A 25,751-nucleotide genomic window follows, 5' to 3' on the forward strand; every position below is an offset into this window, starting at 1 on the left:
CGCTGCCACATGACTACGATGCGATTCCGATCATCCTACGCCTGAGTTTCTGTCAGCGCGACAGCCTCACGCGGGGTTGCATTGGGTTTGCGGCCGACGTGGCGAAGGCGCGCAAGGCGGCGCATACAGCGCCGCCTTGCGCGCGCCGAAAACGGTCAAGCGCGACGCACGCGCCGGGACGCCGCTAGATCTCGACGCGCGCGCCGACCTCGATCACGCGATTGCACGGCAGCTTGAAGAACGCCGCGATATTCCCGACGTTGTGCAGCATCACCGCGAAAAGACGCTCACGCCAGATCGCCATGCCATGGCCGCGTGTCGGCACCACCACGGCGCGACTCAGGAACCACGACGTTTCATCGAGATCGAACGTCAACTCCGCGGACTTGTAAGCGGCGAGTGTGGATGGCAAGTCCACCTCGTCCTTGAATCCATAATTGACGATAACGTAGTAGCAGCCCGGGCAGAGCAGTTCGACCTTCACGCGTTCGCTTTCGGCCACCCACGGCACGTCTTTCGTCACTACGCTCAGGAATACTACGCGTTCGTGCAGCACCCGGTTGTGCCGCAGATTGTTGACGAGCGCATGCGGCACGGCGTTGGCGTTCGGCGTGAGGAAGATCGCGGTGCCGCCCACGCGCACGGGATTGCTCTCGAGCAGCGTCGCGAGATAGGGCTTGAGAGGCTTCTTGCCGGCGCGCACGCGCGCCTCGGCAGCCATCATTTCCCAACCCTTTCCCCAGGTCGCCATCACCGTGAACATCAGTGCGCCGATCACGAGCGGGAACCAGCCGCCGTCCACGATCTTGAGCAGGTTGGCCGAGAAGAACATGGCGTCGATCACGAAGAAGAACGCCGTGGCGAACAGACATAGGAACCAGTTGTAATGCCACGCGTAACGCACGACGAAGAACGTGAGGAACGTCGTGATGAGCATCGTGCCGGTCACGGCGATGCCGTAAGCAGAACCGAGCGCCGTGGACGACCGGAATCCCACCACCGCCGCCACCACGGCGACGAGCAGGATCCAGTTGATGCCGGGAACGTAGATCTGCCCGATCTCGCGCTCCGACGTGTGCACGATGTTCATGCGCGGCAGGAAGGAGAGCTGCATGGCCTGCATCGCCATCGAATAGGTCCCCGAAATAACGGCCTGCGAGGCAATGACGGTGGCGACGGTCGCAAGCACGATCATCGGCACGATGGACCATTGCGGGAAGAGCCGGTAGAACGGGCTTTGCACCGCGCCGGGGTTCGAGAGCAGCAGCGCGCCCTGCCCGAGATAATTGAGCGCGAGCGCGGGAAACACGATGCCGAACCACGTGAGGCGAATCGGCTGCTTGCCGAAGTGGCCCATGTCGGCATAGAGCGCCTCGGCGCCCGTGAGCGAGAGCACGACCGCGCCCAGCGCGACAAAGGCGAGCCAGTGGTGATGCAGGCAGAACGCAATGCCCTCGCGCGGATCGAGCGCAAACAGCACAGCCGGTGCGGAGGCAATGTTGGCGACGCCCGCCGCGCCGATCACGACGAACCAGAGCACCATCACCGGCCCGAACACGGCGCCGATGCCTCCCGTGCCATGCTTTTGCGTGAGGAACAGCACGATGATCGCCGCAAGCGTCACCGGAATCACATAGGTCTTGAGCGCGGGCTCGGCCACCTCGAGCCCTTCCACGGCGCTCAGCACCGAGATGGCCGGCGTAATGACGCTGTCGCCGAAGAAAAGCGCCGCGCCCATCACGCCGATCACAAGCAGCGTGTTACGCAGATGCGGACGCGACGCGACCGAGGAAGCCGCGAGCGCGAGCAGCGCCATGATGCCGCCCTCGCCGTGATTGTTCGCGCGCAGGATGAGCGCGACGTACTTGAGCGAGACGACGATCATGAGCGACCAGAAGATCAGCGAGACAATGCCTACGATATTGAAAGCATTGACCGCGAGGCCGTTGGCTGGATCGAACACCGTGGCGAGCGTGTAGAGCGGGCTCGTGCCGATGTCGCCGTAGACCACGCCGAGGGCGGCCAGGGCGAGCGCGGGAAGCGCCGGGCGATGCGGGCCGGAGTCGCCGAGGCGCTCGTGCGCGTGCGCCGCGGATGCGGATTGTCCCATGTCTCCCTCCTCGTGACTGCCGCATGCGGGCCGGGGGGCCGAGCGGCCTTGTCGCTGGCCTTGTCACTTTGTATTGGCGACGCTGCCCCTGTTGGGCGCGCTAGTCGAAGTATAGGAATTTCGGGCGAAAATGCGCTTCGCGTGGCACGCACCGGGCACCGCGCCGCGCGTGCCGCCGCGCTTTCGCAAAACTGTCATAGTCGAGCGTATTTTCCTGACCATTCGCCCGATCGGTCGTGCCGCCCGGTACGCGTACAACGAAAAGGACTTGCACAATGCGAACCCGCTTCACGTCCCTCTGCGCCGCGCTGTCGCTCGCTGCCTGCGCGTCGCAGTCCCCTTCCACACAACAAGATGCCGGAACGCTTTCTGCGCAACGCGCGGCCTTCGCGCAGGCCGGCGCCACCGCGCACGGCCGTGCCGTGAAAGTCATGATCGTGACGATGTTCGCGCCCGAAGCGAAGACATGGCTCGATCGTCTCGGTCCCTGGGAGTCCGTGACGATTGCCGGCCTCTCGCCCGACTACCCCAACGTGCAATGCAATGCCGACGACGTATGCGTGATGACGACCGGCATGGGCCACGCGAACGCCGCCGCCTCGACCATGGCCCTCGCCTTCGCGCCTCAGTTCGACCTGCGCAAGACTTACTTCCTCATCGCGGGCATTGCGGGTGTGAACCCCGAGCACGGCACGATCGGCTCGGCGGCCTGGTCCGACTGGCTCGTCGATTTCGGCCTGCAGTGGGAGATCGACGGCGACGGCCGCCCGCGCGGCTGGCGCACCGGGTATTTGGGCATCAATACGAAAAGTCCCGTCGAAAAGCCAGCGCTCGACTACCGCACCGAAGTGTTCCGCCTGAACCCGAGGCTTACCGAAGCCGCCTGGGCGATCTCGCACGACGTGACGCTCGCCGACAACGCGCACGCCCAGGCCGCGCGCGCGAAATATGCTTACGCTCCCGCTAACCGGCCGCCCACGGTGATCCGTTGCGATTCGGTCGCCGATGACACCTGGTGGTCAGGCAAGGCGCTCGGCGCCAGGGCAAGCGAGTTCACGCGCCAGTTGACCGGCGGACAAGGCGTGTACTGCATGACTCAGCAGGAGGACAACGCCACGTTCGAAGCACTGAGCCGTGCGGCGCGTGCGCAACGCGTGGACCTCGATCGCGTGGCCGTGCTGCGCGCGGGCTCGGACTTCGATCGTCCATATGCGGGCGAATCGAATGCGGCCAATCTGCTGAACTATGCAAGCCAGGGCGGCTTCGCACCCGCGTTGGAAAACCTCTATCGCGCGGGTCATCCGCTCGTGCAGACCATCGTCGCGCATTGGAGCGAATGGCAGGATGGCGTTCCTTCGAGCCTCGCTTCATCGCCCCGTTAGCAGCGCCGCGCCCTGTCCCCGCTTTGTGCGCATTGCATCGAAGCATCCTTGTGAGGAATACAGACGATCGATGCATTCCGCTACCCGGTATGCATCGTCAATTCGCAAAGCAATTACAGCGCACGACCGTTCATACGCATTGCGCATGGGTATGCGGGATTTCCGCTACTGAAATCCTCCTTTGACCGGATAGCTTTATCGCGGCATCTATGCCAGATTAGGTCTCACTCATTTCGAGCGCAGCGCAGGGGTCGCGAAGCGATGCGCCATGATTCCACGGGGGACAGCATGTACGTTTACTTCTCTCCCCTTCGTGCCGCCACGCCCATCATGTTCGCGAGTGTGCCCGCGTGTCGCCATTCGCGAGCGAGTGCGTCATGAATGCCGCCAGCATCGTCGTGCTCGGCGCGGGGCCAGCGGGCGCGGCCGTTGCGCGCGCGCTCGCAGGCCTCGGCTACCACGTGCAGGTAGTGAGCGACTGGCGCCGATTCGACGCTGCCGAAGCGCTATCGGTGCGCGTAATCGAAGCACTGCGCCGCGCGGGCCTGCATCGCGCAGCCAGTTGCGGCGAGGGACCCTGCGTGCGCACCACACTCTGGAACGGCGCGCTGCGAACGCTCGACGCCGAATTTCTCGTTGACAGGCGCGTGTTCGATGCAGCTTTGCGCGAGGACCTGCGCGGTGCGAACGTGGATGTGGTCGAGGCGAATGTGCGCTCGCTGCAGTCCACTTCCGCGGGTCACGACCTCATGATCGAAACCGCAGACGGACCGCTCACGTTGCGCGCGGACTTTCTTGTCGAAGCGCGTGGCCGCCTCGCACCGCTATTGCGCGACGCCACGCGCGGCCCGCAAACCGTAAGCCTGCTCAACGTCTGGAAGGGCCGCGCGGGCCCGGCGGCCACTGCGGTGGAAAGCCTGCCGGCCGGCTGGGCATGGATGGCGCGGCTAGGCGACGGCCGCTGCTACTGGCAATTGACGCTGGACGTCACGAATCCTGAACTGCCGCAGCGCGATGAACTGCTCGCGTTCTGCGAGCGCATGCGGCACTCGCCGCTTGCCAGCGACTTCTTCGCAGGCGACGCCGCGAACGACGCGCGCCTCTATGCACGCAGCAGTACCGCCACGCTGTGCGGCCGTACCGGCGGCTACAACTGGCTGCGCGTGGGCGACGCCGCCATGGCCGTCGATCCGCTCGCGGGCAATGGCGTGTTCCAGTCGCTCACCTCCGCGTTGCAGGCGCCCGCGGTGATCCACACGCTACTCGAGCGGCCCGAGCGCGCGCCGCTCGCGCTGCGCTTTCACCAGCAGCGCATCGAACAGTTGTTCATGCGCTTCGCGCGCACCGGGCGCGATGTATATGCGCTCGAACAGCGCTGGACCACGCAGCCCTTCTGGCAAACGCGCGGCGTGTGGCCCGACGACCGGCCGGCTCACGTGAGCGCCGATTTCAACGAGTTGAACGTGGGACGTGCGCCCGTAATCGATGGCGGCATGATTGCCGAAGCGGACGTGGTTGCGAGCCCGGACCAGCCGCTCGGCATCTGGCATTTGTGCGACGCTGCGCTCGCGCCTGTGGTCGAAGCGCTGCGGCGTGAGCCTGCCGAGCAGGTGCTCAAGTCGCTCGATGCGGATCAGGCGCGGATGATCCGGCACTGGCTTGCCATGCAGGACTATCCTTAGCCGCGACGACTGCGCAATCTACATCGCACTACTGATCACTGGCGATCACCTCACGCACGCTCCTGCGCGGCCATGTCAAGCAGCGCCCGCGTCCCCGCCGACCGGTCGTACGCACGCGTGGCGATCACCACTTCGCTATACCCATTTGCCATTGCGAGCGGCTTGAACACCGCGCCTTCCAGACCAAAGCGCGCGAGCGTGCGCGGCACGATGCCAACGCCGAGCCCCGCCGCCGCGAAGCTCATCACGCCCACGGAATCCGTCGTACGCAAGACGCTCGCCGGCTCGAACCCGGCCTCCAGACACAGTTCCGTCACGCGATGCCCGAGCCCGACACCGGGCGGATCATCCACGACGATCAAGCGCTCTTCCGCCATGTCGCGCAACGTAATGCGGCGACGGCCAGCGCAGCGATGATCCGCCGAGAGGACGACGTCGAGCGGCGTGCGCGAAAACGGCGTGATGCGAATCGAGGCCGGCTGGGGCCCGGGCGGCGAGCGCAGAAACGCCACGTCGATGCGCTCATCGGCGAGCGCGTTCATCTGCGCCTGCACGGAGATCGCGCGCAACTCCAGTTCGACGTCGGGCCGTGCCTGCGAAAAGCGCCTGAGCAGCGCGGGCAGCTCCGGCTCGAGCGCGACGGAACTCGCATAGGCGATGCACAGCTTGCCCAGTTCGCCGCGGCTCGCCCGGCGCCCGGCCAGCACCGCCGTTTCGGCCTGCGTGAGCGCCGCGCGCGCATGCTCCAGAAACACCGCGCCCGCGCCAGTCAGCTCGATGCCCCGCCTCACGCGCTGAAACGAAGCCAAGCTGTGTTTCGAGCGACTTCATCTGCTGCGTGACGGCCGGCTGGGCGATGCCCAGGCGCTCGGCGGTGCGCCCGAAATGCAGTTCCTCGGCCGCGATAACGAACGTTCGAAAGTAGCGGAAGTCCATGGCTGCGCATTTAACAAATAAGATTATCTTATCAAAATCGTCGGTTTCGATTTATTGATTCAATAGGCTCGAAGCGGTCAAATAGGGCTCATCCAGCCTTTGGCTTCACCCACACGGCACGACCATGAATCAACGAATCGAACCCGCTCAACTCCAGACCGAACCCATCGACGATCTACGCTCGGCCCTCAAGCGGCTCGCGCAGTCGCCCGGGCAACTGCTTGAAACCGATCACGAGGTCGATCCGCATGCGCAGCTTGCAGGCGTCTACCGGCACATCGGCGCGGGCGGCACGGTCGAGCGGCCCACTCGCCTCGGCCCCGCGATGATCTTCAATAACGTGAAGGGCTACCCGCACAGCCGCGTGCTGGTCGGCCTCATGGCGAGCCGCAAGCGCGTTGGCCTGCTGCTCGACGCCGAGCCGCGCCGCCTCACCCAGCGCATGGCGCAGGCCGTGCACAACGCCATCGACCCCGTGAGCGTGCCGCGCGAAGCCGCGCCGTGCCAGGAAACCGTGTATCTCGCGAGCGACCCCGGCTTCGACCTGCGCAAGCTCATTCCCGCGCCGACCAACACCGAGAGCGACGCCGGCCCGTTCCTGTGCCTCGGCCTCGTGCTGGGCAGCGACCCGGACACCGGCCACGCCGACGTCACCATCCACCGCCTGTGCGTGCAGGGCCGCGACGAACTCTCCATTTTCTTCGCGCCGGGCCGCCATATCGACGCCTTCCGCCAGAAAGCCGAAGCGCGCGGCGAGGCGCTGCCTGTGTCGGTGAACATGGGGCTCGACCCGGCCATCCATATCGGCGCGTGCTTCGAGGCGCCCACCACGCCGTTCGGCTTCGACGAGCTTTCCATTGCGGGCGGCCTGCGCGGCAAGCCGATCGAACTCGTGGACTGCGTGAGCGTGAAGCAGAAGTCGATTGCGCGCGCGGAGATCGTGATCGAAGGCGAGATCCTGCCGAACGTGCGCGTGGCCGAAGACCAGCACACGCACACCGGCCACGCCATGCCTGAATTTCCGGGCTACAACGGCCCGGCCAATCCCGCGCTGCCCGTCATCAAGGTCAGGGCCATCACGATGCGGCATGGCGCGATCATGCAAACGCTCGTGGGCCCAGGCGAGGAGCACACGAATCTCGCGGGCATTCCCACCGAGGCGAGCATCTACAGCGCCGTGGAAGCGGCCATGCCCGGCTTCGTGAGTCAGGTGCATGCGCACACGGCCGGCGGCGGCAAGCTGCTCGCCGTGCTGCAGGTCAACAAGCGCTCGGCCTTCGACGACGGCCGAGCGCGGCAGGCCGCGATCATCGCGCTCGGCGTGTACTCGGAACTCAAGCACGTGATCCTCGTGGACGCCGACGTCGATCCCTTCGACACCGACGACGTCATGTGGGCCATGACCACGCGCTATCAGGGCGACGTCTCGACGGTCTTCGTGCCCAAGGTGAACGGCCACGTGCTCGACCCCTCGCAAACGCCCGAATTCAATCCCGCGCTGCCCGCGCGCGGCGTGACCTGCAAGACGATCTTCGACTGCACGGCGCCGTACCATCTGCGCGACGAATTCGTGCGGGCGAAGTTCAAGGAGGTGGACCCGCGCCCGTTTGCCCCCGCGCTTTTCGGGGACGATCATGAGTAAGCGCGCGTTGCATGGCCGCAAGCGGTTGATCGTGGGCGTGACGGGGGCCACGGGCTTTATCTATGCGGAGCGCACGCTGCGCCTGCTGCGTGAAATGGAGGTCGAGACGCATCTCGTGATATCTCGCGCGGCCGAACTCACGCGCGAATACGAGTCGAGCCTCTCGCGCGAAGCCGTGCATGCGCTCGCCGACCATGTCCACCCGATCGCCGATGTGGGCGCCTCCATTGCGTCGGGATCGTTCCGCACACTCGGCATGCTCGTCGTGCCGTGCTCGATGCGCACCGTTGGCGAGATCGCCTCGGGCGTCACGAGCACGCTGCTCACGCGCGCCGCCGACGTGGTGCTCAAGGAGCGCTTGCCGCTCGTGCTGATGGTGCGGGAAACGCCGCTGAACCTCATCCACCTGCGCAACATGACGACGGTGACCGAGGCCGGCGCAGTGGTGTTCCCGCCGGTGCCCGCGTTCTACGCGAAGCCCGCGAGCCTGCAGGACATGGTCGATCACTCGGTGAGCCGGGCGCTCGACCAGTTCGGGCTCGATACAGAACGCATAGAGGCGTGGCGCGACGCATGAAGCCATTGCCGCACGCTGGGGACGCACTGCAGACGATCAGGGAACGTGCATCGCAGTATTAAGTTTCGGCGTAAAATGCGCCGTTCGCCGCGATGGACCGGCGGAGAAGCCTCACGCCAGCGATGCACGTCGATCTACTTACCATCTACTTTCTCCTGATCGGGACCCTGCTAGCCAGTTCCCTGATCACGCTCTGGGAGCATCGAACGCATCCCGCGCGCAGCAAGGCCTTACGAATTCTTGCTGCGGGATACGCCACCCTCGCAACCGGCTGCGCCGCGGTACTCGTGCGTGCCGATCTGCCGGGCGTGTGGGGCGCCGCGCTGAGCAACCTCATCATCATGGGCGGCTATCTGCTGGTCCTGCACGGCGTCGCGACGATGAACGCCCGGCAATACCGGGCAGGCTCGATCGTCCTGCTCGCGTTGATCGCGCTGACATGGGCCACATGGGGCGCGCGGCATCCAGCCGACATGTGGTACTACGCGAGCGCATTTCCCATTGCGCTGGTGAGTGCCATGACCTCGCGCGAGCTGCTGCGCGGCGACGGCATGAAAGGGGTGCAATCGCGCCACGTCGCGACGTTCGTGACGGGATTCCATGCCCTTTTTTACGTGTTCAGGACGTTCGTGCTCCCCTTCCTGGGGAGCCGTTACGGGGACGGCTTCGTCGCGCTCGTCAGCAAAATCACGATGTATGAAGGCGTGCTGTATTCGGTCATTCTGCCGATGTCCTTGCTCAAGCTGATTCGCGAAGAAACCCACGGGCAGCTTTTGCGCGAATCCCAGACGGATTACCTGACCCGACTTGGCAACCGCCGCTGGTTCTTCGAAGAAGGCGAGCGCGTGATGAGCGAGGTCGGGGCGAGCCAGCCGGTCTCGCTCCTCGCCTTCGATCTCGACCACTTCAAGACCATCAATGACCGCTACGGCCACAAGACCGGCGACGACGTCCTTAGGGCATTCGCGGACATTGCCCGCAGCGCCATGGGACCCGACGCGATCCTCGCCCGCATAGGCGGCGAAGAGTTCGCCGCCCTGCTGCCGGGCCATGACCGCTTGCGCGCCAAAGCGGTGGGCGAAGCGATCGCCAGGCGTTTCGCTCAAACCGTGACGCACAGGATCGAAGGCGTAGACATACGCGCCACGGTGAGCATTGGCCTCGCGCAGCATGGTCACGAGGCCTCCACGCTCTCCGACCTGCTGGCCGCCGCCGATGCCGCGCTCTACAGCGCGAAATCGCTCGGCGGCAACCGGCTCGAAATGCTGCTTCTCTAGCACCCCAAGCGACGTCAGCTATTTGTAGGCTGCGCGCATCCTTTTTGCTCACCCACTTAAGCCCGCCCTACCCGGTCGCGGGCGCATCCGCGTCGAACGGTAAGGGGGGCACAATGGCAACGATCGAATCCCGGATTCGGGTGGCAATTTCTGCCGGACTCATTTTCCTGCTCGCGGCTTGCGGCGGCGGGGGTGGCGGCAGCGGCGGCGGAGGCGGCTCGAGCACCGGCACGAGCACGCCGGCGGGCGGCGTCAAGCTGCAAGTCGTCTCGTTCGGCGACAGTCTTTCCGACGTCGGAACCTACGCGCCGCTTGCGGGCGCCGTCGGCGGTGGCCGCTTCACGACCAACCCCGGCCAGGTCTGGTCCCAGGATGTTGCGCAATATTATGGGGACACCCTGAGCGCAGCCTACACCATCAGCATCGATCACAAGCTGAGCGCGCAAGGCGGCTTCGGCTATGCGGAGGGCGGCTCGACGGTCGCCACGCCGGCCGACCAGTACGACTTCCTCTCGGGCGTGATCGGCAACATCGAAATGCCGGTCAATCAGCAGGTTTCGAGCTATATCTCCGCGCATGGCAGCTTCAACTCCGGCCAGCTCGTCCTGGTCTGGGCAGGCGCGAACGACGTGCTGCGCGCGGGCAATCCGCCTGGCGCCAATACCGTCGTGCAGACCGCCGCCACGACGCTCGCGCAAATCGTCGGGCAGATCGTGCAGGCAGGCGCCACGCATGTCGTCGTGATCAACGTGCCGAACATCGGTCTCTCGCCCAAGGGCATTTCCTCCGCCGACGGCGGCGCGAATCTGACCCAGCTATCGCAGCTCTTCAACTCGACATTGAATGGCGCGTTGCAGGCCGATGGTTTGCAGGGCAAGGTCATCGAAATCGATTCATACACCTGGACCACGCAGCTCGTGGCGAACTTCCAGGCGAACGGATTTAGCGTGTCCAACACGGCCCAGGCGTGCGACCCTTCGAAAACGCCGGACGACACCTCGCTGCTCTGCTCGCCGCCCACCTACGTCTCGGCCAATGCCGACCAGACCTATATGTTCGCCGACGACCTGCACCCGACCACGCACACGCATACGCTCTTCGCGCAGTACGTCGAGCAGCAGATCGCTGCGAGCGGTCTGGGCCATTGAGTGCTGGATTCACGCGGCCGCGCCGGGCACGGCCGCGGCCGCTCTCAAGACTCCTGATGATTTCCGGCGCCGGCAGGTCCGATATAGTTGGCCCGCGGCCGCAGCAGCGTGCCGCTCGTCATCTGCTCGATGGCGTGCGCCATCCAGCCCACGCCGCGTCCGATGGCGAATATCGCGAACACCGCGTCTTCCGGCCAGCGGCAATAGCTGGCGAGCGCGGTGAGTGCGATGTCGATCGTTGGCGCGAGACCGCGCGACGCGTGCACGTAGTCGATCAGCGCGCGCACTTCGTCCGGTGCATCGAAGGCCGCGAGCAGATCCGCCGCGCGCGGGTCGCCTTGCGGGTAAAGCTCGTGACCGAAGCCCGGCAGCGGCCCGTTCGACTTCACCCAGCGCTCCACCGCCGCCGTGACACCCATCTCGCGCACATCGCCGAGCAGCGCCTGTACGCGCAATGCGGCGTCGCCGTGCAAGGGCCCTGCGAACGCGGCCAGGCCCGCCAGCATGCACGAGCCGAGCGACGCACCCGTCGATGCGGCCACGCGTGCTGCAAACGCCGACGTCGTCAGCTCCTGGTCCGCCAGCAACGCGAGCGCACGCCGCAGCAAGTCCGCCTGTGCTTCGCACTGCCACGCACGCGCGAGACGCAAATGCAGCGCGCCGCTTTCACCGAAGGCGCCGATGTTGCCCGGCCCGACGAAGGCGCTTGCGAAACGGCCCACGAGCCGCGCCGCTTCCTCGTTCAACTGTTCAGCGACGAGCGCGCCGCTCGAACGCGGTTGCGCCGCGGCGAGCGCGATCGACGCATACACCCGCGCGCGCGGCGGCGCGCCTTCGGGAACGCTCACGTCGTCGTGGAAGGTGGGAAAGACTGGCGCAGCGCCCGTTTCCCATAGACATTGGGCCACTTCTTCGAGCGTCGCCCGGCTCGCGAGTTCGACCGCATCGTGCCCGCGGTAGTAAAGCCTGCCCCGCGCGATCGTGGAAATGCGCGTGTTGATGATGGGCTCGCCCCACGCCATCGTGCTCGCCGCGATGTTCTTGTGGGCGCGGCCCAGATCGCGTTTCTTCCTGAGCGCCGCGACGTCCGATCCGCGGTACAGCTTGCGGCTTGCGTGCTCCGGGTCCCAGCGGACCTCGATGCGCCCGCGGCTCACATATGCGTACAACGTCTGCTTGCGCACGCCCAGCGCTCGACAGGCCTCCTCCTGTGTCATCCAGTTTTCCACGCGTTTTCCTGGTTGATTCACTTAATCAAGGTTGACGCGTACTGGCGGGGTGCGTCAAATACAGTCAATCTGACCCGGGCATCGAGACGTCGCTCACGGGTACGGATCGACAATGATAACCGCGCCTTAGAGCCCGACACTGGAGACACCGATGTCCACGCAGAGGTCCGTCGGCTACGCCGCCGCCGAAGTCACGAGCGCCGCGCGCGCCACCCGCACGCGATTCACGATTCTGGCCGCCATCCTGCTGCTCGCGACGGTTGCCTACGCAGACCGCGCGATCCTCTCGATAGCGGGACCCGGCATAGCAAAGGAATTCGGGCTCAACCCTATCCAGCTCGGCTACGTGCTCTCGGCGTTCAGCTGGGCCTATGTGGTCGGGCAAATCCCCGGCGGCCTGCTGCTCGACCGCGTGGGCACGAAAGTCATGTACGCCGCCACGCTGATCCTGTGGTCGCTCGCGACATTACTCGTCGGCCTCATCGGCAGGGTCACGACCGATGTGTCGATGGCGCTGGGCCTGCTGTTCGCCTTGCGCTTCGCGCTGGGGCTCATCGAGGCGCCGAGCTTCCCCGCCAACAGCCGTGTGACGGTCATGTGGTTCCCGAAGGAAGAGCGCGGCTTCGCCACGTCGTTGTTTGCGTCCGCATCGTATTTCGCGGTGGCGATCTTCTCGCCGTTCGCGGGCTGGCTCACCGGCAAGTACGGCTGGCCCGCACCGTTCTTCGCGCTCGGCCTGATCGGCATTGCCAGCGCCGGAATCTGGGCGCGCGTGATGCACGAGCCGCGCAAGCACCCGCGCATTTCGCCGGCCGAACTCGACCGGCTCGTCGCGGGCGGCGCGATGATCGACATCGACTCGAAGCTCGAGCGTCTGTCGCGCCCCGCGGTGTCCGGAAAAGCGCTGCGCATGCTGCTCACCAACCGCATGCTCTGGTGCTCGTATATCGGCCAGTATTGCGTCATCGCGCTGAGCTATTTCTTCATCACGTGGTTTCCGATCTACCTCGTGCAGGCGCGCGGCATGAACGTCATGCAGGCCGGCCTCGCGACGATGCTGCCGGCGATCGCGGGCTTTCTCGGCGGCATTGCGGGCGGTGCGATTTCGGACTCACTGATCCGGCATGGCTGGAGCGTTTCGTGGGCGCGCAAGACGCCCTATATCGTCGGCATGGCAGTGGGCTGCTGCATCGTGTTCTCGGCATTCACCGAGAGCAACACCATGATCGTCCTGCTGATGACGCTCGCTTTCTTCGGCAAGGGCGCCGCGGCCGGCGCGGGCACCTGGGCCATCGCCTGCGATACCGCGCCGCGCGAAGCCGTGGGCCTCGCCGGTGCGATTTTCAACTGTATCGGCAATATTGGCGGTATCGTCACGCCTATCGTGTTCGGCTATATCGTGCAGGCAACGGGCGGCTACACGGCAGGTCTTTATTTTGTCGCGGCACACTGTGTGGTCGCGGCGCTGGTTTATCTCGTGTTCATGGGCCGCATCGAGCGCGTGAAAGTAAGCTGAGCGCGCGCCCACGCATCAACCGACGCAAGGATTCGTCGATTCATCATGGAAAAACCCATCATTCTCAACGCGGCCGAATTGCCAGAACGCACCCAGGCGGAACTCGCGTCGCTCTTCACTATGCTCGATCTGCCGAAAGCGCCGGACGAAGCCGCTGCGTTTCTCGCGCAGCACGGCGCGTCCATTCGCGGCATTGCCCTGCGCAAGACGAAGATCGACGCGGCGTTTCTCGACGCCCTGCCCGCGCTGGAGATCATTGCGAGCTATAGCGCCGGCCTCGACAACCTCGACGTGAAAAGCGCGCAGGCGCGCGGCATCCGCATCGAGAACGCGTCGCACGTGCTGGCCGAAGATGTCGCGAATACCGCGATTGGCCTGGCTCTCGCGCTCACGCGCGACATCGTGCAGGCAGACACCTATGTCCGCTCCGGAAAGTGGCCCACGCATGGCGCGATGCCGCTGGGCCGCTCGATTTCGCGTATGAAAGTTGGCATTGTCGGGCTCGGCATGATCGGCGCGGCAATCGCGAAGCGGTTGAAGGCGTTCGGCTCGCAGGTCGCGTACTACGGGCCGAACCGCAAGAACGTCGATCTGCCGTACTACGACGACGTCACGCGTCTCGCGGCCGATAGCGACATGCTGATTCTCACCTGCCCGCTCACGCCGCAAACGCATCATCTGGTGAACGCGGCTGTGATCGACGCGCTCGGCCCGCAAGGATTCCTCATCAACATTGCGCGCGGCCCGGTGGTGGATGAAAAATCACTGATCGCGGCACTCGATGCGAATCGTATCGCGGGCGCAGCGCTCGACGTGTTCGAGCACGAACCTTATGTGCCGCAAGCGCTGATCGATAATCCGCGCGTCGTGCTCACGCCGCATATTGGTTCGGCAACCGAAGAAACTCGTACGGGCATGGCCGATAACGTGGTCGATATGCTGGCGAGCCACTTTGACATTGCCAGTCCGCGCAGCGCGGCTGTGCAAACACCGGAAATCGTGAAGACCGTAGCAGTTGCCTGAGCGTTACGGGGCACTCAAGCCGATTCGCGCGTGACGATCGTGAACCCCACGTCGAGCGCGCGAGGCTCGGTCGCGCTGGTTTCGCCGCTCAAGCGGTCCAGCAGAAAACGCGCGGCGTTCACGCCAATGCGCGTGCCCTCCACGCGCACCGTCGTTAGCTGGGGCGTGGTTTCGGTGGCGAACTCCAGATCTCCGAAGCCGCAAATCGCCAGTTGCGAGGGCACCTGCACGCCCATCTGGCGCGCGGCACCGAGTGCGCCGATGGCGAGCAAATCCGAGCCACAGAACACGGCGTCGATATCCTGGGCGCGCGCGAGCAGTTGCGGCAGCGCGCGCTTGCCATGCGCGACCGAACTCGGCGGCGCGACCTGTTCTTCTGGCACGTCCTCGATGCCTTCCTGCGCGAGCCTTTCGCGAAAGCCCGCGCGCCGCGCGAGCGCGCGCGCGTCGTTGGCTGAGATGAGCGCGGGACGGCGCGCGCCACGCGCGAGAAAATGCCCGGCCACCGCCGCGCCGATCTTGTAGTGCGAAAAACCCACCAGCATGTCGATCGGCGTATCGGTCATGTCCCACGTTTCGACCACGGGAATGCCAACGTTCTTCAGACGCCCGCGCAACGATTCGGTATGCGCCACGCCCGTGAGCAGCACGCCTTCGGGGCGGCGGCTCAATACCGTATCGAGCAGGCTCTCCTCGTTCGACGCGCTATAGCCGCTCAACGCGAGCAGCACCTCGTAGCCCGCGCGCGACATCGTCTCGCTGAACACCTGAATGGTTTCCGAAAACAGCGAATGCGAAACCGTCGGCACGATGGCCGCGACGAGCCGCGAGCGCGCCGACGACAAACCGCCCGCGAGCCGGTTGGGCACGTAGCCCAGTTTCTGCACGACCTGACGCACGCGCTCCAGCGTTTCCGGCGCAACCGACTCCGGGTTGTTGAACACGCGCGAAACCGTGATGGGCGAGACGCCCGCCTGCGCGGCGACGTCGGTGATGCGCAGGCCCTTGGGCCCGCCGCGCGTGCGCTTCGCGCGCACGGTGGCGTCCGCGTGTTCGATGCTCGGAGCGGGTTTGGTGGTCGACATGAACGTGAACGGGTGTGGGCAATGCGCGGCTATTGTAGCGAATGCGCCTCGCAGCCTAACGTGCGTTGTTCGGCAAAGGCGCGCCGTCGACGGTTTGCGGCGTACGATGGCCACGGCGCAAGATCATGGCGGTGACGATCGCAAAGATCACCATGCACGCGGCGGGCACGAGCATGGGCATGCGCGTGCTGCCCGTTGCCTGCTTCACGAAGGGCACGAGATTCTGCGCAATGAAGCCGCCGATATTGCCGAGCGAATTGATCGCCGCAATGCCCGCCGCGGCGCGCGCGCCGTAAAGGAATTTGGGCGGCAGCGTCCAGAAGCACGGAATCAGCAGATACATGCACGGCGCGCCAAGACACAGCGCGGCGAAGCGCAGCGCGTGGCCCGGCAGAAACACCGACGAAACGAAGAACACCATGCCGAGCAGCGACGACACCAGCATCGCAACCATCGCATGATTGCTCGCGCGCAGCCGCGACGGCAGCGTGGCGAGCACGATCGTCGCCAGCAGCCAGGGAATGATGTTGAGCAGCCCGTTCGTGGTGTTGCTCACGCCGAAACCCTTGACGAGCGTTGGCAGCCAGTAGCTCACGCCGTACACGGAGATCGACAGCATCATGTAGTAGAACGCCATGCCGAGCACGCGCCGCTCCGTGAGCACGCTGAGCACCGAACCGTGGCGCTCCCTGCCCCGCGCGGCCGCGCTCTCGGTCGAGAGCGTGTGCGTGAGCCAGCGCTTTTCGCCTTCGGAGAGGAACGTCGCGTGCTGCGGCGCCTTCGGCAACAGGTACAGCACGACGATCGTCAGCAGTACCGATGGAATGCCGGTGACCACGAACACGAGTTGCCAGCCTTGCAGCCCGAACAGTCCGCCTTTGTCGAGCAGCCAGCCGCAAATCGGTGCGCCGATCATGTTGCCGAGGCTGCTGCCCACCGTGAAGTAACCGAGCATGCGCACGCGGTGGCGCTGCGGAAACCACAGCGTGAGGTAATAGATCACGCCGGGATAGAGCCCGGCTTCGGACGCACCCAGCAAAAAACGCAGGATATAGAACATCGTGGCGTCGCGCGTGAAGGCGAGCAGAATCGTCACCACGCCCCACGTGAACATGATGCGCGCCATCCAGCGCGGCGCGCCGTACTTGTGGAGCAGCACGTTGCTCGGCACCTCGAACAGCAGATAGCCGATGAAGAACAGCGACGCGCCAAGCCCGTATGCGACTTCGGAAAGCCCGAGGCTGCCGAGCATCTGCAGTTTCGCGAAGGCGATGTTGGAGCGGTCGATATACGCGACCAGGTAGAGCACGCCGAGCAGCGGCATTAGCCGCCAGCCCATGCGGTTGATCAGACGCGGCTCGTCAATCGCAGCGGTGGCATCGTTCACGTTGTCTCCTGAGCCCGCTTTGCGCGCGGGCCTCTGTTTATCGGTGTCGTCCTGCGTACTGCATGTGGCTTATTTTGCCTGCTGCTCGCACCAAACGCGATACGCCGCCAGCGTTTCCTCGTTCGGCGGATACGTGCCGCGCAGCGCAAGACCCGACTCGATGCGCTCGGTGATGAACGCTTCGAGCCGCTCCTGCTCGGTGGCGTCGCGCGCCACTTCCTCGGCCATTTCGTGCGGCACGATCACCACGCCGTCGGCATCGCCCACGACGATATCACCCGGATAAACGGCCACGCCGCCGCACGCGATCGGCACGTTCAGGTCCACGGCGTGATGCTTCGCGAGATTGAGCGGCGCGCTCGCGCCCGCGCACCAGATACGCAAGCCGAGCGCCGCGATCGTGCCGCTGTCGCGCACGGGACCGTCCGAGACCATGCCTGCCACGCCGCGCTTCGCGAGGCGCAACGCGAGAATCGAGCCCACCGAAGCCACCGTGCGGTCGCCACGGCAGTCCTGCACGAGCACGCTGCCCGCAGGCGCCGTTTCCACGGCCTTGCGCTGCGGATGATCCGGGTTCTGGAACACGCCCACGTGGTCGAGGTCCTCGCGCGCCGGGATATTGCGCAGCGTGAACGCAGGACCGACGAGATTCGGCGTGCCCGGCTCGGGCTTCACGAGCGGCGCCACGCCCTGCAAAAACACGTTGCGCAGGCCGCGCTTGAAGAGTTGAGTCGTGAGCGTGGCGGTGCTCACGTGACGCAGTTGTTCGAGCGCGGCTTCGCTGACTGGCGAATTCGGTGCGGAGTTCGGTGCGGAGTTCGGTGCGGAGTTCGGTGCGGTCATGATCGGTGATGTCGTCGATAGTGGAGATTAGTGAATTTCAGGTTCGGCACCATGGGTTTCGCACGGCGTGGCGGCGGGCGTTTCGAGGAAATCGAAATCGCAGCCCTTGTTCGCCTGCGTCACGTGCAGCTGATGCATCACGCCGAAGCCGCGCTCGAATGGCCGCTTCGGCGGCGTCCACGCCGCTTTGCGCGCGGTGAGTTCCGCGTCGCTCACATGCAGATGCAGGCGGCGCGCCTCGACGTCGAGTTCGATGATGTCGCCGTCTTTCACGAACGCGAGCGGCCCGCCCACGAACGATTCGGGCGCCACGTGCAGCACGCACGCGCCGTAGCTCGTGCCGCTCATGCGCGCGTCGGAAATACGCAGCATGTCGCGCACGCCAAGCTTGAGCAGCTTCTGCGGAATGGGCAGCTGCCCCCATTCGGGCATGCCGGGTGCACCGACCGGGCCGGCGTGCTGCAGCACGATCACGGAGTCGGCGGTGACGTCGAGATCGTCGCTGTCGATGCGCGCCGCCATGTCGTTGTAGTCGCGGAACACCACGGCGGGGCCGCGATGCCTGAGCAGATGCGCCTCCATCGCCGCGGGCTTGATGACCGCGCCGTCCGGCGCGAGATTGCCCGTGAGCACGGCGAGGCCATCGCGCGCGACGAGCGGATTGCTGCGCGGGCGGATCACGTCGTCGTCGAAGATCTCCGCGCCGGCGATGTTTTCGCCGAGCGTCTTGCCGTTCACCGTCATCTGCGTGCCGTCGATCAGCTCGCCGAGCTCCACGAGCAGCGCGCGCAGTCCGCCCGCGTAATAGAAGTCCTCCATCAGATACTGGCCGGCTGGGCGGATATTGCCGAGTACGGGCGTCACGCGCGCGAGTTCGTCGAAGCGCGCCGTGGTGAGATCGATGCCCGCGCGGCGCGCCACGGCCACGAGGTGCACGATCGCGTTGGTCGAACCCGACATCGCGAGCACGGTGGTCACGGCATTGTCGAAGGCCTTCGCGGTGAGGATGTCCGAGGGTTTCTGGTCCGTCCACACCATCTCGACGATGCGCTGCCCCGTGAGCGACGCGTACTGCGCGTGACGCGAATCCGCTGCGGGAATCGACGAGAAACCGGGCAGCGTGAGGCCGAGCGCTTCGGTCGCGCTAGTCATCGTCGAGGCCGTGCCCATCGTCATGCAGTGGCCCGGCGAGCGCGCAATACCGCTCTCGATGCCCTTCCACTCGTCTTCGGTGATCTTGCCCGCGCGCAGCTCCGCCCAGTACTTCCACGTGTCCGAGCCGCTGCCGAGCGTGCGGCCATTCCAGTTGCCGCGCAACATCGGCCCGGCGGGCAGATAGATGGCAGGCAGGTTCATGCTGATCGCGCCCATCAGGAGACCCGGCGTGGTCTTGTCGCAGCCGCCCATCAGCACGCAGCCGTCGAACGGGTACGACTTGAGCAACTCCTCAGTCTCCATGGCGAGGAAGTTGCGGTAAAGCATGGTGGTGGGCTTCTGGAACGGCTCGGCCAACGTCATCACTGGCATCTCGACCGGAAAGCCGCCCGCCTGCCAGATGCCGCGCTTCACTTCCTCCACGCGTTGCTTGAAGTGGGTATGGCACGAGTTGATCTCGCTCCACGTGTTCACCACGGCGATCACGGGCTTGCCCATGTAATCGGACGAGTGATAGCCCATCTGCGCGGTGCGCGAGCGGTGGCCGAACGAGCGGAGGTCGTTGACGCCGTACCAGCGATAGCTGCGCAGGTCTTCGGGCTTCTTGCGGACTAGGGACAAGGGGTTCTCCATGATAACGCTACCATTCCGGCGGATAAAAAAAGCCGTCGAAGGCCGGCGGGCGTAGATTGCACCGCCAGTGATACGGTGAGGTGAATGGTAGCGCTATCATCGACGATGCGATCCTGGGGGAAGTACGGAGCGCGCGGCTCACCGAACTGCCGGACGACGTAGTGGCCGGCGGTCCTGCGCTTCCGCGATCTCTTGATGATTCATCCGCAGCTCGGCCGACCAGCCGGGTTCCTTGCCACTCAGCCCATTGAGGGGCACATGCGGCTCGACAAGCTGACACGCCTGGCTAGCGAAGCTGGCGTTCCCGATTTCCGCGAATATGTGCTTCGCGCGCTCGTGATCCTGTATGGCCACGCGGAGACACGCACCGTAGTCCCCTCGATTCGACACCAGAGCGAGCTTGGCTATGCACCGCCAGGTGATTGATCACCCCGACTCCACCCAGATTGTCGTCCCCAACTGAACGCAGCATCGCATTCCAGGCACTTTATCCACGCACGCGCCGCCCGCATACTGGGTCATCTAGCCTCCGCCACCCCGTCAACGCCATGTTAAACAGAGACGCCATTCGCTCCGGTGCGTTTCTCGAGAGTTTCAGCCATCTTCCGCCGGAAATTCTCTGGACGCAGACCCAAATCGACCAGTCGCTCGCCGAAACGATGGCGAAGCGCCCTGCTGGCAAAGACATATGGGTATTCGGCTACGGTTCACTCATGTGGAATCCGCTCTCGCACTTCGACCGGCACGCGAACGCTACACTGCACGGCTGGCGCCGGAGCTTTTGCATTCGCCTTTTCGGCGGCCGCGGCACGCCGCAGCGACCCGGCCGCATGCTCGCGCTGGAGCCGGGCGGCGCAACGCAAGGCGTCGCGCTGCGGCTCGATGCCGCCACGCTCGACGAAGAACTGCACATTCTCTGGACCCGCGAGATGCTCACAGGCGCCTACACGCCGGTCTGGACCACCGTGACTCTCGCCACGGGCGAAACGCGCCACGCTCTCGCCTTCGTGGCAAATGATTGCCCGCGGCAATACGAGGCCGATTCCAGCCCCGCGACGGTGGCCCGCCTGATTGCCCAGGCGCAGGGCCCGCTCGGCACCAACGCGGAATATGTGTTCCAGCTCAGACGAGCGCTCGCCGATTGCGCGTTGACCGACGCCTACGTCGAGGAAGTGGCGCAGGCGCTCGAACGAATCGAAACGTCGATCTGACTACGCGCTACGCGAGCCGAGCGATTCCCGTGACCATTTGAACGACGCCAAACGCGGCAATCGCAACGGCGGAAAAGATGGAAATGCCCCGCGTGAATGCGAGCGGCAGCTTCGTTCGCAACGCGGAAGTCACGCTGCTCAGGAACAGCCACCACACGGCCGAACCCGCGAACACACCTGTCACCATCGGCGCCACCGAAAGCCATCCCGGCGCGCCATGCTCGCCCGGCATGGCCGGCAACGGCCCGAGCGCCGCAAAAGCGGCGATGAACGAAAAAATGGTCAGGGGGTTCGAGAGCGTAAGCGCAAACGTCGTGAGGAAGTCACGCGTGACGGGCGTGCGCCGCACCTCCTGTACGGCGGCCGGCGCGCGAGGCGACTCGCGCGCGATAGTCCACGCCATCCAAAGCAGGAACGCACCGCCCGCCGCCTTCAAAGCCACCGTCAGCATAGGCAGCGCCGCGATGATTCCCGCCACGCCGAGCGCGCCGAGCAAGCCGTAAAACGCATCCGCGCACGCAGCACCCATGCCTGTTGCGAACCCGGAGCAGAAAACGCGGCTCAGGCTGCGCTGGATGCACAGCATGCCAATCGCCCCGACTGGTGCGGCGATGCAAAACCCCATCGCCACGGCTTTGACGAACAACATGTCCCTCTCCCCGCAATTGATGTTCTATGGGGGATTATCGTAGACCGCCAGGAATATCCGCAAAAGGCAGGATTTAAGGGAAAATCGGCATTTCACCTTAAACATTTCGCCATGATGGACGATCTGGACTGGAAAATTCTGGCGCTGCTGCAGGAAAGCGGCCGCATAACCTATACCGAGCTTGCGCGCCACGTGCATCTCTCGGTGCCGGCGGTCACGGAACGCGTGAGACGCCTCGAAGATGCCGGTGTGATCGAAGGCTATGCGGCGCGCGTGAATCCGGCCGCCGCCGGCTATCCCATCTCCGCCCTGATCGGCATTACGGTGCCCCAGTCCGCGAAAGCGAAGTTTCTCAAGCTGCTCGGCACAATAGACGAGGTGCTCGAATGCCATCACGTCACTGGCGCGGACTCCTACGTCATTCGCCTCGTGGCAACGAGCGTGGCCGATCTGGAGCGCCTGCTCCAACGGATCAACCTTTACGGCGAGACGCGCACGTCCATCGTCATGTCCACGCCGCTCGCCGCGCGCGCGCTCGCGCGGCCTCAAAACGGGTCGCGCGGCAAGGCCTAGCCGCGACGCCCCTGGCACTCAGAGCGAACGCTCGATCGCCTGCCCCAGCAGTTCCACGCCGAGATCGATCTCCTGCTCGCTCACGGTCAGCGGCGGCGCGATACGGAACACGCCGCCCATGCCCGGCAACTGCACGATGTTCATGCTGAGCCCGAGCTTCATGCATTCGCGCGTGATCTTCGCGCCGAGACCGTCGGCGGGCTCCTTCGTGCGGCGGTCCTTGACGATCTCCAGACCGAGCAGCAGGCCGCGCCCCCGAATGTCGCCGATGCACTCGAAGCGCTCCATCAAGTCCAGCAGTCCGCGCCTCAACCGGTCACCCATGATGTTTGCGCGCGCAACGAGTCCGTCGCGCGCCACCACGTCCAGCACGCGCAGGCCGACTGCGGCGGGAAGCGGATCGGACACATGGGTCGTGTAGAACAGGAAGCCCCGTTCGTGTGCCGCTTCTTCGATCTGCGCCGACGTCACCACGGCCGCAAGCGGCAAGCCCGCGCCCAATGTCTTGGAGAGCGTGAGGATGTCGGGCGTCACACCGTCGTGCTCGCACGCGAACATCATGCCGGTGCGGCCAACGCCTGTTTGCGCTTCGTCGAGGATCAGCAGCATGCCGCGCTCTTCGCATTTGCGCTTGAGCGCCGCCATATAGCCCGGCGGCAGTTCGATGATGCCGCCCGAACTCAGGATCGGCTCCGCGATGAAAGCCGCGAGATTGCCGCTCGACTGGCGATCGATGAGATCGAACGCGTAGTCGAGTTCCGCGAGGTAATCGTATTGCCCGTTGCGCTCGAAGCGCGGCCGGTACACGAACGGCGCGGGAATCGCGTACGAGCCCACCGCTGCGGGACCCACGCCCTTGCGTCCGGCGCTATAGGTGGCCGAAGCCGCGCCGCCCGTCATGCCGTGCCACGACTGCGCAAAGCCCACGATTTCGAATTTGCCCGTGACGAGCTTCGCCATGCGGATGGCTGCCTCGTTCGACTCAGCGCCGGTGCTCAGCAGCAGCGCCCGGTCGAGCCCGGCGGGCGTGATATCGGCGAGGCGCGTCGCCAGCTCGACCACGGGCCGCGAAAGCATGCCGCTGAACAGGTGGTCCAGCTTGCCCGCGTATTCGTTGATGACCGAGACGATCTCGGGGTGGCTGTGGCCCAACACGGCGCTCATCTGCCCCGACGTGAAATCGAGAATCGGGCGGTCGTCCGCGTCGTAGACGAAGCTGCCCTGGGCGCGTTCGATGATCATTGGCTCGAACGTGCCGCCATAGCGGATCAGGTGCTGCCGTGCGTTGCGCCAAAACTGTTCGTCGTCGTTCCTGGACACAGGCTTCTCCTTTGCGGGTGGCAGGTTTTGCTTGCAGTCTAGTCGGCGCTCTGGTTTTATAGAATCGAATAGTTCTAATGCAAGCTAGAAGAGACGCTAATATCATGAGCCGCCCGCTCGAAATCGATCTGCTGCGATCGTTCGCGGTCATTGCCGAGATGCGTTCGCTAAGCCGCGCGGCCGAACGCGTTGGCCGCACCCAGTCGGCGCTGAGCCAGCAGATCAAGCGGCTCGAGGAGATCGTCGATCAGCCGCTGTTTCAGCGCACCGGGCGCGGTGTCGCGCTGACGAGCCCTGGCGAGCGCCTGCTGGTCTACGCGCAGCGCATGCTCCGCTTGCACGACGAGGCGATGGCCGACCTGTGCGGCACGGGCTTGTCGGGCACCATCCGCTTCGGCTGCCCGGACGACTATGCAGCCGTGTTCCTCCCCTCTTTGCTGCGGCAGTTTTCGAGCCAGCATCCCCATGCGCTCGTGGAGGTCGTATGCGTTCCCACGCCGCGCCTGCTCGAACAACTCGACAAGCGGGCGGTCGACCTCGCCATGGTGTCGCTGCCTTTGACCGCCAGTGAGTTTGCCGACGCCCGCGGCACCGACGACGAGATCATTCGACGCGAGCAACTGGTCTGGATCGGTTCGCCCGAGCTCGACGCCGCCCACTTCGATCCGCTGCCGCTCGCGCTCTCCGACCCCGATACGCTCGACCACATCGCGGCCTGCGAGGCGTTGGAGCGCGCGGGCAGAGCCTACCGCGTCGCGTATGCGAGCAGCAGTCTGGCCGGGCTCACCGCGCTAGTGCGTTCGGGCCAGGCCTTCGCCGTCATGACGCAAACGGCCGTTCCGCCGGATCTGGCCATTCTCAATGGCAACCCCGCGCTGCCGCCCTTGCCGGCTGTTGGCATCACGATAAAGTTCGGGCGCAAGCGGCCGTCGCTTCTTACGGCGGCGTTTGCAGAGCACATTCGGCTCACGCTGCCGCTGTTGTGAACGCGCAGCCGCGAGAGCAGCGCAAGCCGCGCCTCAAAGCGTGTGCGGGGTCTTCGCCCTCGCGCGCACGAGCGGCGAGCGCCATTTAGTACGGGCCGCGCGCGATGGCACGCATCCCAACTTTCGCTGACAATCGCACCCTGTCTCGCGGACGATATCCACCCATGCCGAAAAGCCGAAAATCAATCGCCACGCTCCTCTGCATCGCATTCGCCGCGGGCAGCGCCGTAGCGGCACCAGCACAAAAACCGCCGGGGCCGGTCATGATGGTCCATTTCGATTACTACCCGAAAGACCGCCCGCAGATTCATGCGCTCGAACAGCGGCTGGCAAGCGCCATCAGGCGCGCCGATGCCGGCGAACTCGGCGAAACCGAAATTCACATCGACGGCAACGACGGCTATCTGTACATGTACGGGCCCGACCCGGACCGGCTGTACCGCGTCACGAGTCCCATTCTGAAGTCATCCAGATTGACGGCGCACTCCGAAGTCACGAAGTGGTATGGGCCGCGCAGGGAAACTTTTGTGATTCGCTGAGGCGGCGATCGCCTCAAAGCTTCGGATGGCACTCGAAGCGGATCGTCGAACCCTGCTGCTGCAGCGCCTCGATACCGTCCATTTGTTCGATGCCGAGGCTCGCCTGCATGCCGCGGCTCTCGCAATAGTCGGCTGCCGCGCTCACGGCGCGCCTGTGGGCGCGCGCCCAGGCGAGGCGTCCGCCGGACGCGGAGGCCGAAACGACGAACGTGTCCTGCCGATCCGCTGTGGTGACATTGCTAGCCGACGCGCAGCCGGCGAGCACCGTGCAAGCGGCGGCAAGTGAAACAAACACTCTGGTCAACGACCGCGTGATGCGCGGCGGCAACTTCGCGATGCCGCCAAACGGTTTCGACGTGCTCATGAATACAGGACCTTCACGCCGCGCTGGGCCGCCGTCTTGTGGGACTCCAGCGCCGTACGCAACTTCGCATGCTGCACGAGCTTCTGCGTCGTCGCACGCCCGGCCGTGCGAAGAACCCGCTTCGCCGCGCGCAGCGGCCGCCGCTCGTCGTCCCGGCTGTGCGCCCAGGCGCGCGCCGCGAACCAGCCGACGATCGTCCAGCCCAGCAGGATGTTGACAACCGTGATCGCAAACGCATCCTTGTGCTCACGCGCGTCGGCTTCAATGGAAGGAATCAGATACAGGGCGACGGCCGCAATGACCGAGGCACCTTCGAGAATTTGCAGCATCGCACCACCTCATGTTCTAGCGTCGAAACTGGGCGAAACGTCTGCGCGTCGCAGGGGCAAGATCGGGCGCGATCGCGCGCCGGATTGTCCACGTCCGCCAGCTTCAGAAGCTGTTTCGCTTTGACTGCACCGCGGCCGTTGGGGCCGCCGTGACA

Annotated in this window: 23 protein-coding genes and 1 pseudogene; 12 read left to right on the forward strand and 12 right to left on the reverse strand. The window is 65.2% G+C overall.

The features are described from left to right. Nucleotides 1-184: 184 nt before the first annotated feature. Nucleotides 185-2,110: a potassium transporter Kup gene (locus tag L0U83_RS36110; protein WP_233888984.1), complete on the reverse strand. Its 1,926-nt coding sequence runs from the start codon at nucleotides 2,108-2,110 to the stop codon at nucleotides 185-187. A 275-nt stretch (nucleotides 2,111-2,385) separates the two neighbouring features. On the opposite strand from L0U83_RS36110, the gene L0U83_RS36115 reads away from it, so the two are divergent. Both L0U83_RS36115 and qhpG read left to right on the forward strand, forming a co-directional pair. Beyond that, on the forward strand, nucleotides 2,386-3,492 hold the full coding sequence (locus L0U83_RS36115; protein ID WP_233888985.1) for a purine-nucleoside phosphorylase: 1,107 nt from the start codon (nucleotides 2,386-2,388) through the stop codon (nucleotides 3,490-3,492). A 377-nt stretch (nucleotides 3,493-3,869) separates the two neighbouring features. Further along, nucleotides 3,870-5,174, forward strand: a complete 1,305-nt coding sequence (gene qhpG / locus L0U83_RS36120; RefSeq protein WP_233888986.1) for a flavin-dependent monooxygenase QhpG — start codon at nucleotides 3,870-3,872, stop codon at nucleotides 5,172-5,174. A 50-nt stretch (nucleotides 5,175-5,224) separates the two neighbouring features. On the opposite strand, the gene L0U83_RS36125 is transcribed toward qhpG, so the two are convergent. Together L0U83_RS36125 and L0U83_RS40965 are read right to left on the reverse strand one after the other, a co-directional pair. Then, entirely contained in the window at nucleotides 5,225-5,983 is a 759-nt protein-coding gene (locus tag L0U83_RS36125) for a LysR family substrate-binding domain-containing protein (RefSeq protein ID WP_233888987.1), read from the reverse strand. Between the two features lie 52 nt (nucleotides 5,984-6,035). Beyond that, nucleotides 6,036-6,110: pseudogene (locus tag L0U83_RS40965) on the reverse strand (hypothetical protein); the annotation flags it as partial. Between the two features lie 124 nt (nucleotides 6,111-6,234). Here L0U83_RS40965 and L0U83_RS36130 point away from each other — a divergent pair. The 4 genes from L0U83_RS36130 to L0U83_RS36145 all read left to right on the forward strand — a co-directional run bounded on the left by L0U83_RS36130 (nucleotide 6,235) and on the right by L0U83_RS36145 (nucleotide 10,754). Next, nucleotides 6,235-7,752, forward strand: coding sequence for a UbiD family decarboxylase (locus L0U83_RS36130; protein WP_233888988.1), 1,518 nt, complete (start codon nucleotides 6,235-6,237; stop codon nucleotides 7,750-7,752). Continuing rightward, a complete protein-coding gene (locus tag L0U83_RS36135; protein WP_233888989.1) occupies nucleotides 7,745-8,329 on the forward strand; it encodes a UbiX family flavin prenyltransferase in 585 nt (194 codons plus the stop codon). Before L0U83_RS36130 ends, L0U83_RS36135 begins: the two co-directional genes overlap by 8 nt. A 122-nt stretch (nucleotides 8,330-8,451) precedes the next feature. Beyond that, nucleotides 8,452-9,606 (forward strand): GGDEF domain-containing protein, encoded by a 1,155-nt coding sequence (locus L0U83_RS36140; protein WP_233888991.1) that lies wholly within the window; start codon nucleotides 8,452-8,454, stop codon nucleotides 9,604-9,606. Nucleotides 9,607-9,719: 113 nt separating this feature from the next. Then, the gene (locus L0U83_RS36145; protein WP_233888994.1) at nucleotides 9,720-10,754 is read left to right on the forward strand and encodes an SGNH/GDSL hydrolase family protein; all 1,035 of its coding nucleotides are present in this window, start codon (nucleotides 9,720-9,722) and stop codon (nucleotides 10,752-10,754) included. 44 nt (nucleotides 10,755-10,798) lie between these two features. Here the strand turns inward: L0U83_RS36145 and L0U83_RS36150 are convergent, their stop codons facing one another. Further along, nucleotides 10,799-11,971, reverse strand: coding sequence for a citrate synthase family protein (locus tag L0U83_RS36150; RefSeq protein ID WP_233888996.1), 1,173 nt, complete (start codon nucleotides 11,969-11,971; stop codon nucleotides 10,799-10,801). 163 nt (nucleotides 11,972-12,134) lie between these two features. Between L0U83_RS36150 and L0U83_RS36155 the strand changes: the two genes are divergently transcribed. Both L0U83_RS36155 and L0U83_RS36160 read left to right on the forward strand, forming a co-directional pair. Beyond that, nucleotides 12,135-13,499: an MFS transporter gene (locus L0U83_RS36155; RefSeq protein ID WP_233888998.1), complete on the forward strand. Its 1,365-nt coding sequence runs from the start codon at nucleotides 12,135-12,137 to the stop codon at nucleotides 13,497-13,499. Between the two features lie 45 nt (nucleotides 13,500-13,544). Next, nucleotides 13,545-14,522: a 2-hydroxyacid dehydrogenase gene (locus L0U83_RS36160; protein WP_233889000.1), complete on the forward strand. Its 978-nt coding sequence runs from the start codon at nucleotides 13,545-13,547 to the stop codon at nucleotides 14,520-14,522. 14 nt (nucleotides 14,523-14,536) lie between these two features. Here L0U83_RS36160 and L0U83_RS36165 read toward each other — a convergent pair whose 3' ends face one another. From L0U83_RS36165 to araD, 4 genes are all read right to left on the reverse strand, one after another. Continuing rightward, a complete protein-coding gene (locus tag L0U83_RS36165) occupies nucleotides 14,537-15,607 on the reverse strand; it encodes a LacI family DNA-binding transcriptional regulator (RefSeq protein WP_233889002.1) in 1,071 nt (356 codons plus the stop codon). Nucleotides 15,608-15,662: 55 nt separating this feature from the next. Beyond that, a complete protein-coding gene (locus tag L0U83_RS36170; RefSeq protein WP_267939707.1) occupies nucleotides 15,663-16,946 on the reverse strand; it encodes an MFS transporter in 1,284 nt (427 codons plus the stop codon). A 117-nt stretch (nucleotides 16,947-17,063) separates the two neighbouring features. Then, the gene (locus L0U83_RS36175; protein WP_233889004.1) at nucleotides 17,064-17,837 is read right to left on the reverse strand and encodes a ribonuclease activity regulator RraA; all 774 of its coding nucleotides are present in this window, start codon (nucleotides 17,835-17,837) and stop codon (nucleotides 17,064-17,066) included. 27 nt (nucleotides 17,838-17,864) lie between these two features. Next, nucleotides 17,865-19,613 (reverse strand): L-arabinonate dehydratase, encoded by a 1,749-nt coding sequence (gene araD / locus L0U83_RS36180; protein ID WP_373321178.1) that lies wholly within the window; start codon nucleotides 19,611-19,613, stop codon nucleotides 17,865-17,867. Between the two features lie 560 nt (nucleotides 19,614-20,173). On the opposite strand from araD, the gene L0U83_RS36185 reads away from it, so the two are divergent. Continuing rightward, a complete protein-coding gene (locus tag L0U83_RS36185; RefSeq protein ID WP_233889006.1) occupies nucleotides 20,174-20,836 on the forward strand; it encodes a gamma-glutamylcyclotransferase in 663 nt (220 codons plus the stop codon). Between the two features lie 7 nt (nucleotides 20,837-20,843). On the opposite strand, the gene L0U83_RS36190 is transcribed toward L0U83_RS36185, so the two are convergent. Further along, the gene (locus tag L0U83_RS36190) at nucleotides 20,844-21,485 is read right to left on the reverse strand and encodes a LysE family translocator (protein ID WP_233889008.1); all 642 of its coding nucleotides are present in this window, start codon (nucleotides 21,483-21,485) and stop codon (nucleotides 20,844-20,846) included. 114 nt (nucleotides 21,486-21,599) lie between these two features. On the opposite strand from L0U83_RS36190, the gene L0U83_RS36195 reads away from it, so the two are divergent. After that, nucleotides 21,600-22,058: an Lrp/AsnC family transcriptional regulator gene (locus tag L0U83_RS36195; RefSeq protein WP_233889211.1), complete on the forward strand. Its 459-nt coding sequence runs from the start codon at nucleotides 21,600-21,602 to the stop codon at nucleotides 22,056-22,058. Nucleotides 22,059-22,076: 18 nt separating this feature from the next. Here the strand turns inward: L0U83_RS36195 and L0U83_RS36200 are convergent, their stop codons facing one another. Continuing rightward, nucleotides 22,077-23,378: an aspartate aminotransferase family protein gene (locus tag L0U83_RS36200; protein ID WP_233889009.1), complete on the reverse strand. Its 1,302-nt coding sequence runs from the start codon at nucleotides 23,376-23,378 to the stop codon at nucleotides 22,077-22,079. A 104-nt stretch (nucleotides 23,379-23,482) separates the two neighbouring features. On the opposite strand from L0U83_RS36200, the gene L0U83_RS36205 reads away from it, so the two are divergent. Both L0U83_RS36205 and L0U83_RS36210 read left to right on the forward strand, forming a co-directional pair. Beyond that, entirely contained in the window at nucleotides 23,483-24,364 is an 882-nt protein-coding gene (locus tag L0U83_RS36205; RefSeq protein WP_233889012.1) for a LysR family transcriptional regulator, read from the forward strand. Nucleotides 24,365-24,528: 164 nt separating this feature from the next. After that, nucleotides 24,529-24,903, forward strand: a complete 375-nt coding sequence (locus L0U83_RS36210; RefSeq protein WP_233889015.1) for a hypothetical protein — start codon at nucleotides 24,529-24,531, stop codon at nucleotides 24,901-24,903. 13 nt (nucleotides 24,904-24,916) lie between these two features. On the opposite strand, the gene L0U83_RS36215 is transcribed toward L0U83_RS36210, so the two are convergent. Beyond that, on the reverse strand, nucleotides 24,917-25,267 hold the full coding sequence (locus tag L0U83_RS36215) for a hypothetical protein (protein WP_233889016.1): 351 nt from the start codon (nucleotides 25,265-25,267) through the stop codon (nucleotides 24,917-24,919). Then, nucleotides 25,264-25,596, reverse strand: coding sequence for a superinfection immunity protein (locus L0U83_RS36220; protein WP_233889017.1), 333 nt, complete (start codon nucleotides 25,594-25,596; stop codon nucleotides 25,264-25,266). Before L0U83_RS36220 ends, L0U83_RS36215 begins: the two co-directional genes overlap by 4 nt. Nucleotides 25,597-25,751: the final 155 nt, after the last annotated feature.

Origin of the sequence: Paraburkholderia flagellata, assembly GCF_021390645.1 — a bacterium.
GTDB classification, from domain to species: domain Bacteria; phylum Pseudomonadota; class Gammaproteobacteria; order Burkholderiales; family Burkholderiaceae; genus Paraburkholderia; species Paraburkholderia flagellata.

Bases quoted from the DNA above. Each gene is read 5' to 3' on its own strand.
- L0U83_RS36140 (WP_233888991.1), top strand. From the start codon at position 8,452: ATGCACGTCGATCTACTTACCATCTACTTTCTCCTGATCGGGACCCTG.
- L0U83_RS36165 (WP_233889002.1), bottom strand. From the start codon at position 15,607: ATGTCGACCACCAAACCCGCTCCGAGCATCGAACACGCGGACGCCACC.
- L0U83_RS36215 (WP_233889016.1), bottom strand. From the start codon at position 25,267: ATGAGCACGTCGAAACCGTTTGGCGGCATCGCGAAGTTGCCGCCGCGC.
- L0U83_RS36160 (WP_233889000.1), top strand. From the start codon at position 13,545: ATGGAAAAACCCATCATTCTCAACGCGGCCGAATTGCCAGAACGCACC.
- L0U83_RS36145 (WP_233888994.1), top strand. From the start codon at position 9,720: ATGGCAACGATCGAATCCCGGATTCGGGTGGCAATTTCTGCCGGACTC.
- qhpG (WP_233888986.1), top strand. From the start codon at position 3,870: ATGAATGCCGCCAGCATCGTCGTGCTCGGCGCGGGGCCAGCGGGCGCG.
- L0U83_RS36210 (WP_233889015.1), top strand. From the start codon at position 24,529: ATGCCGAAAAGCCGAAAATCAATCGCCACGCTCCTCTGCATCGCATTC.
- L0U83_RS36170 (WP_267939707.1), bottom strand. From the start codon at position 16,946: ATGGGCTGGCGGCTAATGCCGCTGCTCGGCGTGCTCTACCTGGTCGCG.
- L0U83_RS36195 (WP_233889211.1), top strand. From the start codon at position 21,600: ATGGACGATCTGGACTGGAAAATTCTGGCGCTGCTGCAGGAAAGCGGC.
- L0U83_RS36220 (WP_233889017.1), bottom strand. From the start codon at position 25,596: ATGCTGCAAATTCTCGAAGGTGCCTCGGTCATTGCGGCCGTCGCCCTG.
- L0U83_RS36115 (WP_233888985.1), top strand. From the start codon at position 2,386: ATGCGAACCCGCTTCACGTCCCTCTGCGCCGCGCTGTCGCTCGCTGCC.
- L0U83_RS36185 (WP_233889006.1), top strand. From the start codon at position 20,174: ATGTTAAACAGAGACGCCATTCGCTCCGGTGCGTTTCTCGAGAGTTTC.
- L0U83_RS36155 (WP_233888998.1), top strand. From the start codon at position 12,135: ATGTCCACGCAGAGGTCCGTCGGCTACGCCGCCGCCGAAGTCACGAGC.
- L0U83_RS36205 (WP_233889012.1), top strand. From the start codon at position 23,483: ATGAGCCGCCCGCTCGAAATCGATCTGCTGCGATCGTTCGCGGTCATT.
- L0U83_RS36150 (WP_233888996.1), bottom strand. From the start codon at position 11,971: ATGACACAGGAGGAGGCCTGTCGAGCGCTGGGCGTGCGCAAGCAGACG.
- L0U83_RS36130 (WP_233888988.1), top strand. From the start codon at position 6,235: ATGAATCAACGAATCGAACCCGCTCAACTCCAGACCGAACCCATCGAC.
- L0U83_RS36135 (WP_233888989.1), top strand. From the start codon at position 7,745: ATGAGTAAGCGCGCGTTGCATGGCCGCAAGCGGTTGATCGTGGGCGTG.
- L0U83_RS36190 (WP_233889008.1), bottom strand. From the start codon at position 21,485: ATGTTGTTCGTCAAAGCCGTGGCGATGGGGTTTTGCATCGCCGCACCA.
- L0U83_RS36110 (WP_233888984.1), bottom strand. From the start codon at position 2,110: ATGGGACAATCCGCATCCGCGGCGCACGCGCACGAGCGCCTCGGCGAC.
- L0U83_RS36175 (WP_233889004.1), bottom strand. From the start codon at position 17,837: ATGACCGCACCGAACTCCGCACCGAACTCCGCACCGAACTCCGCACCG.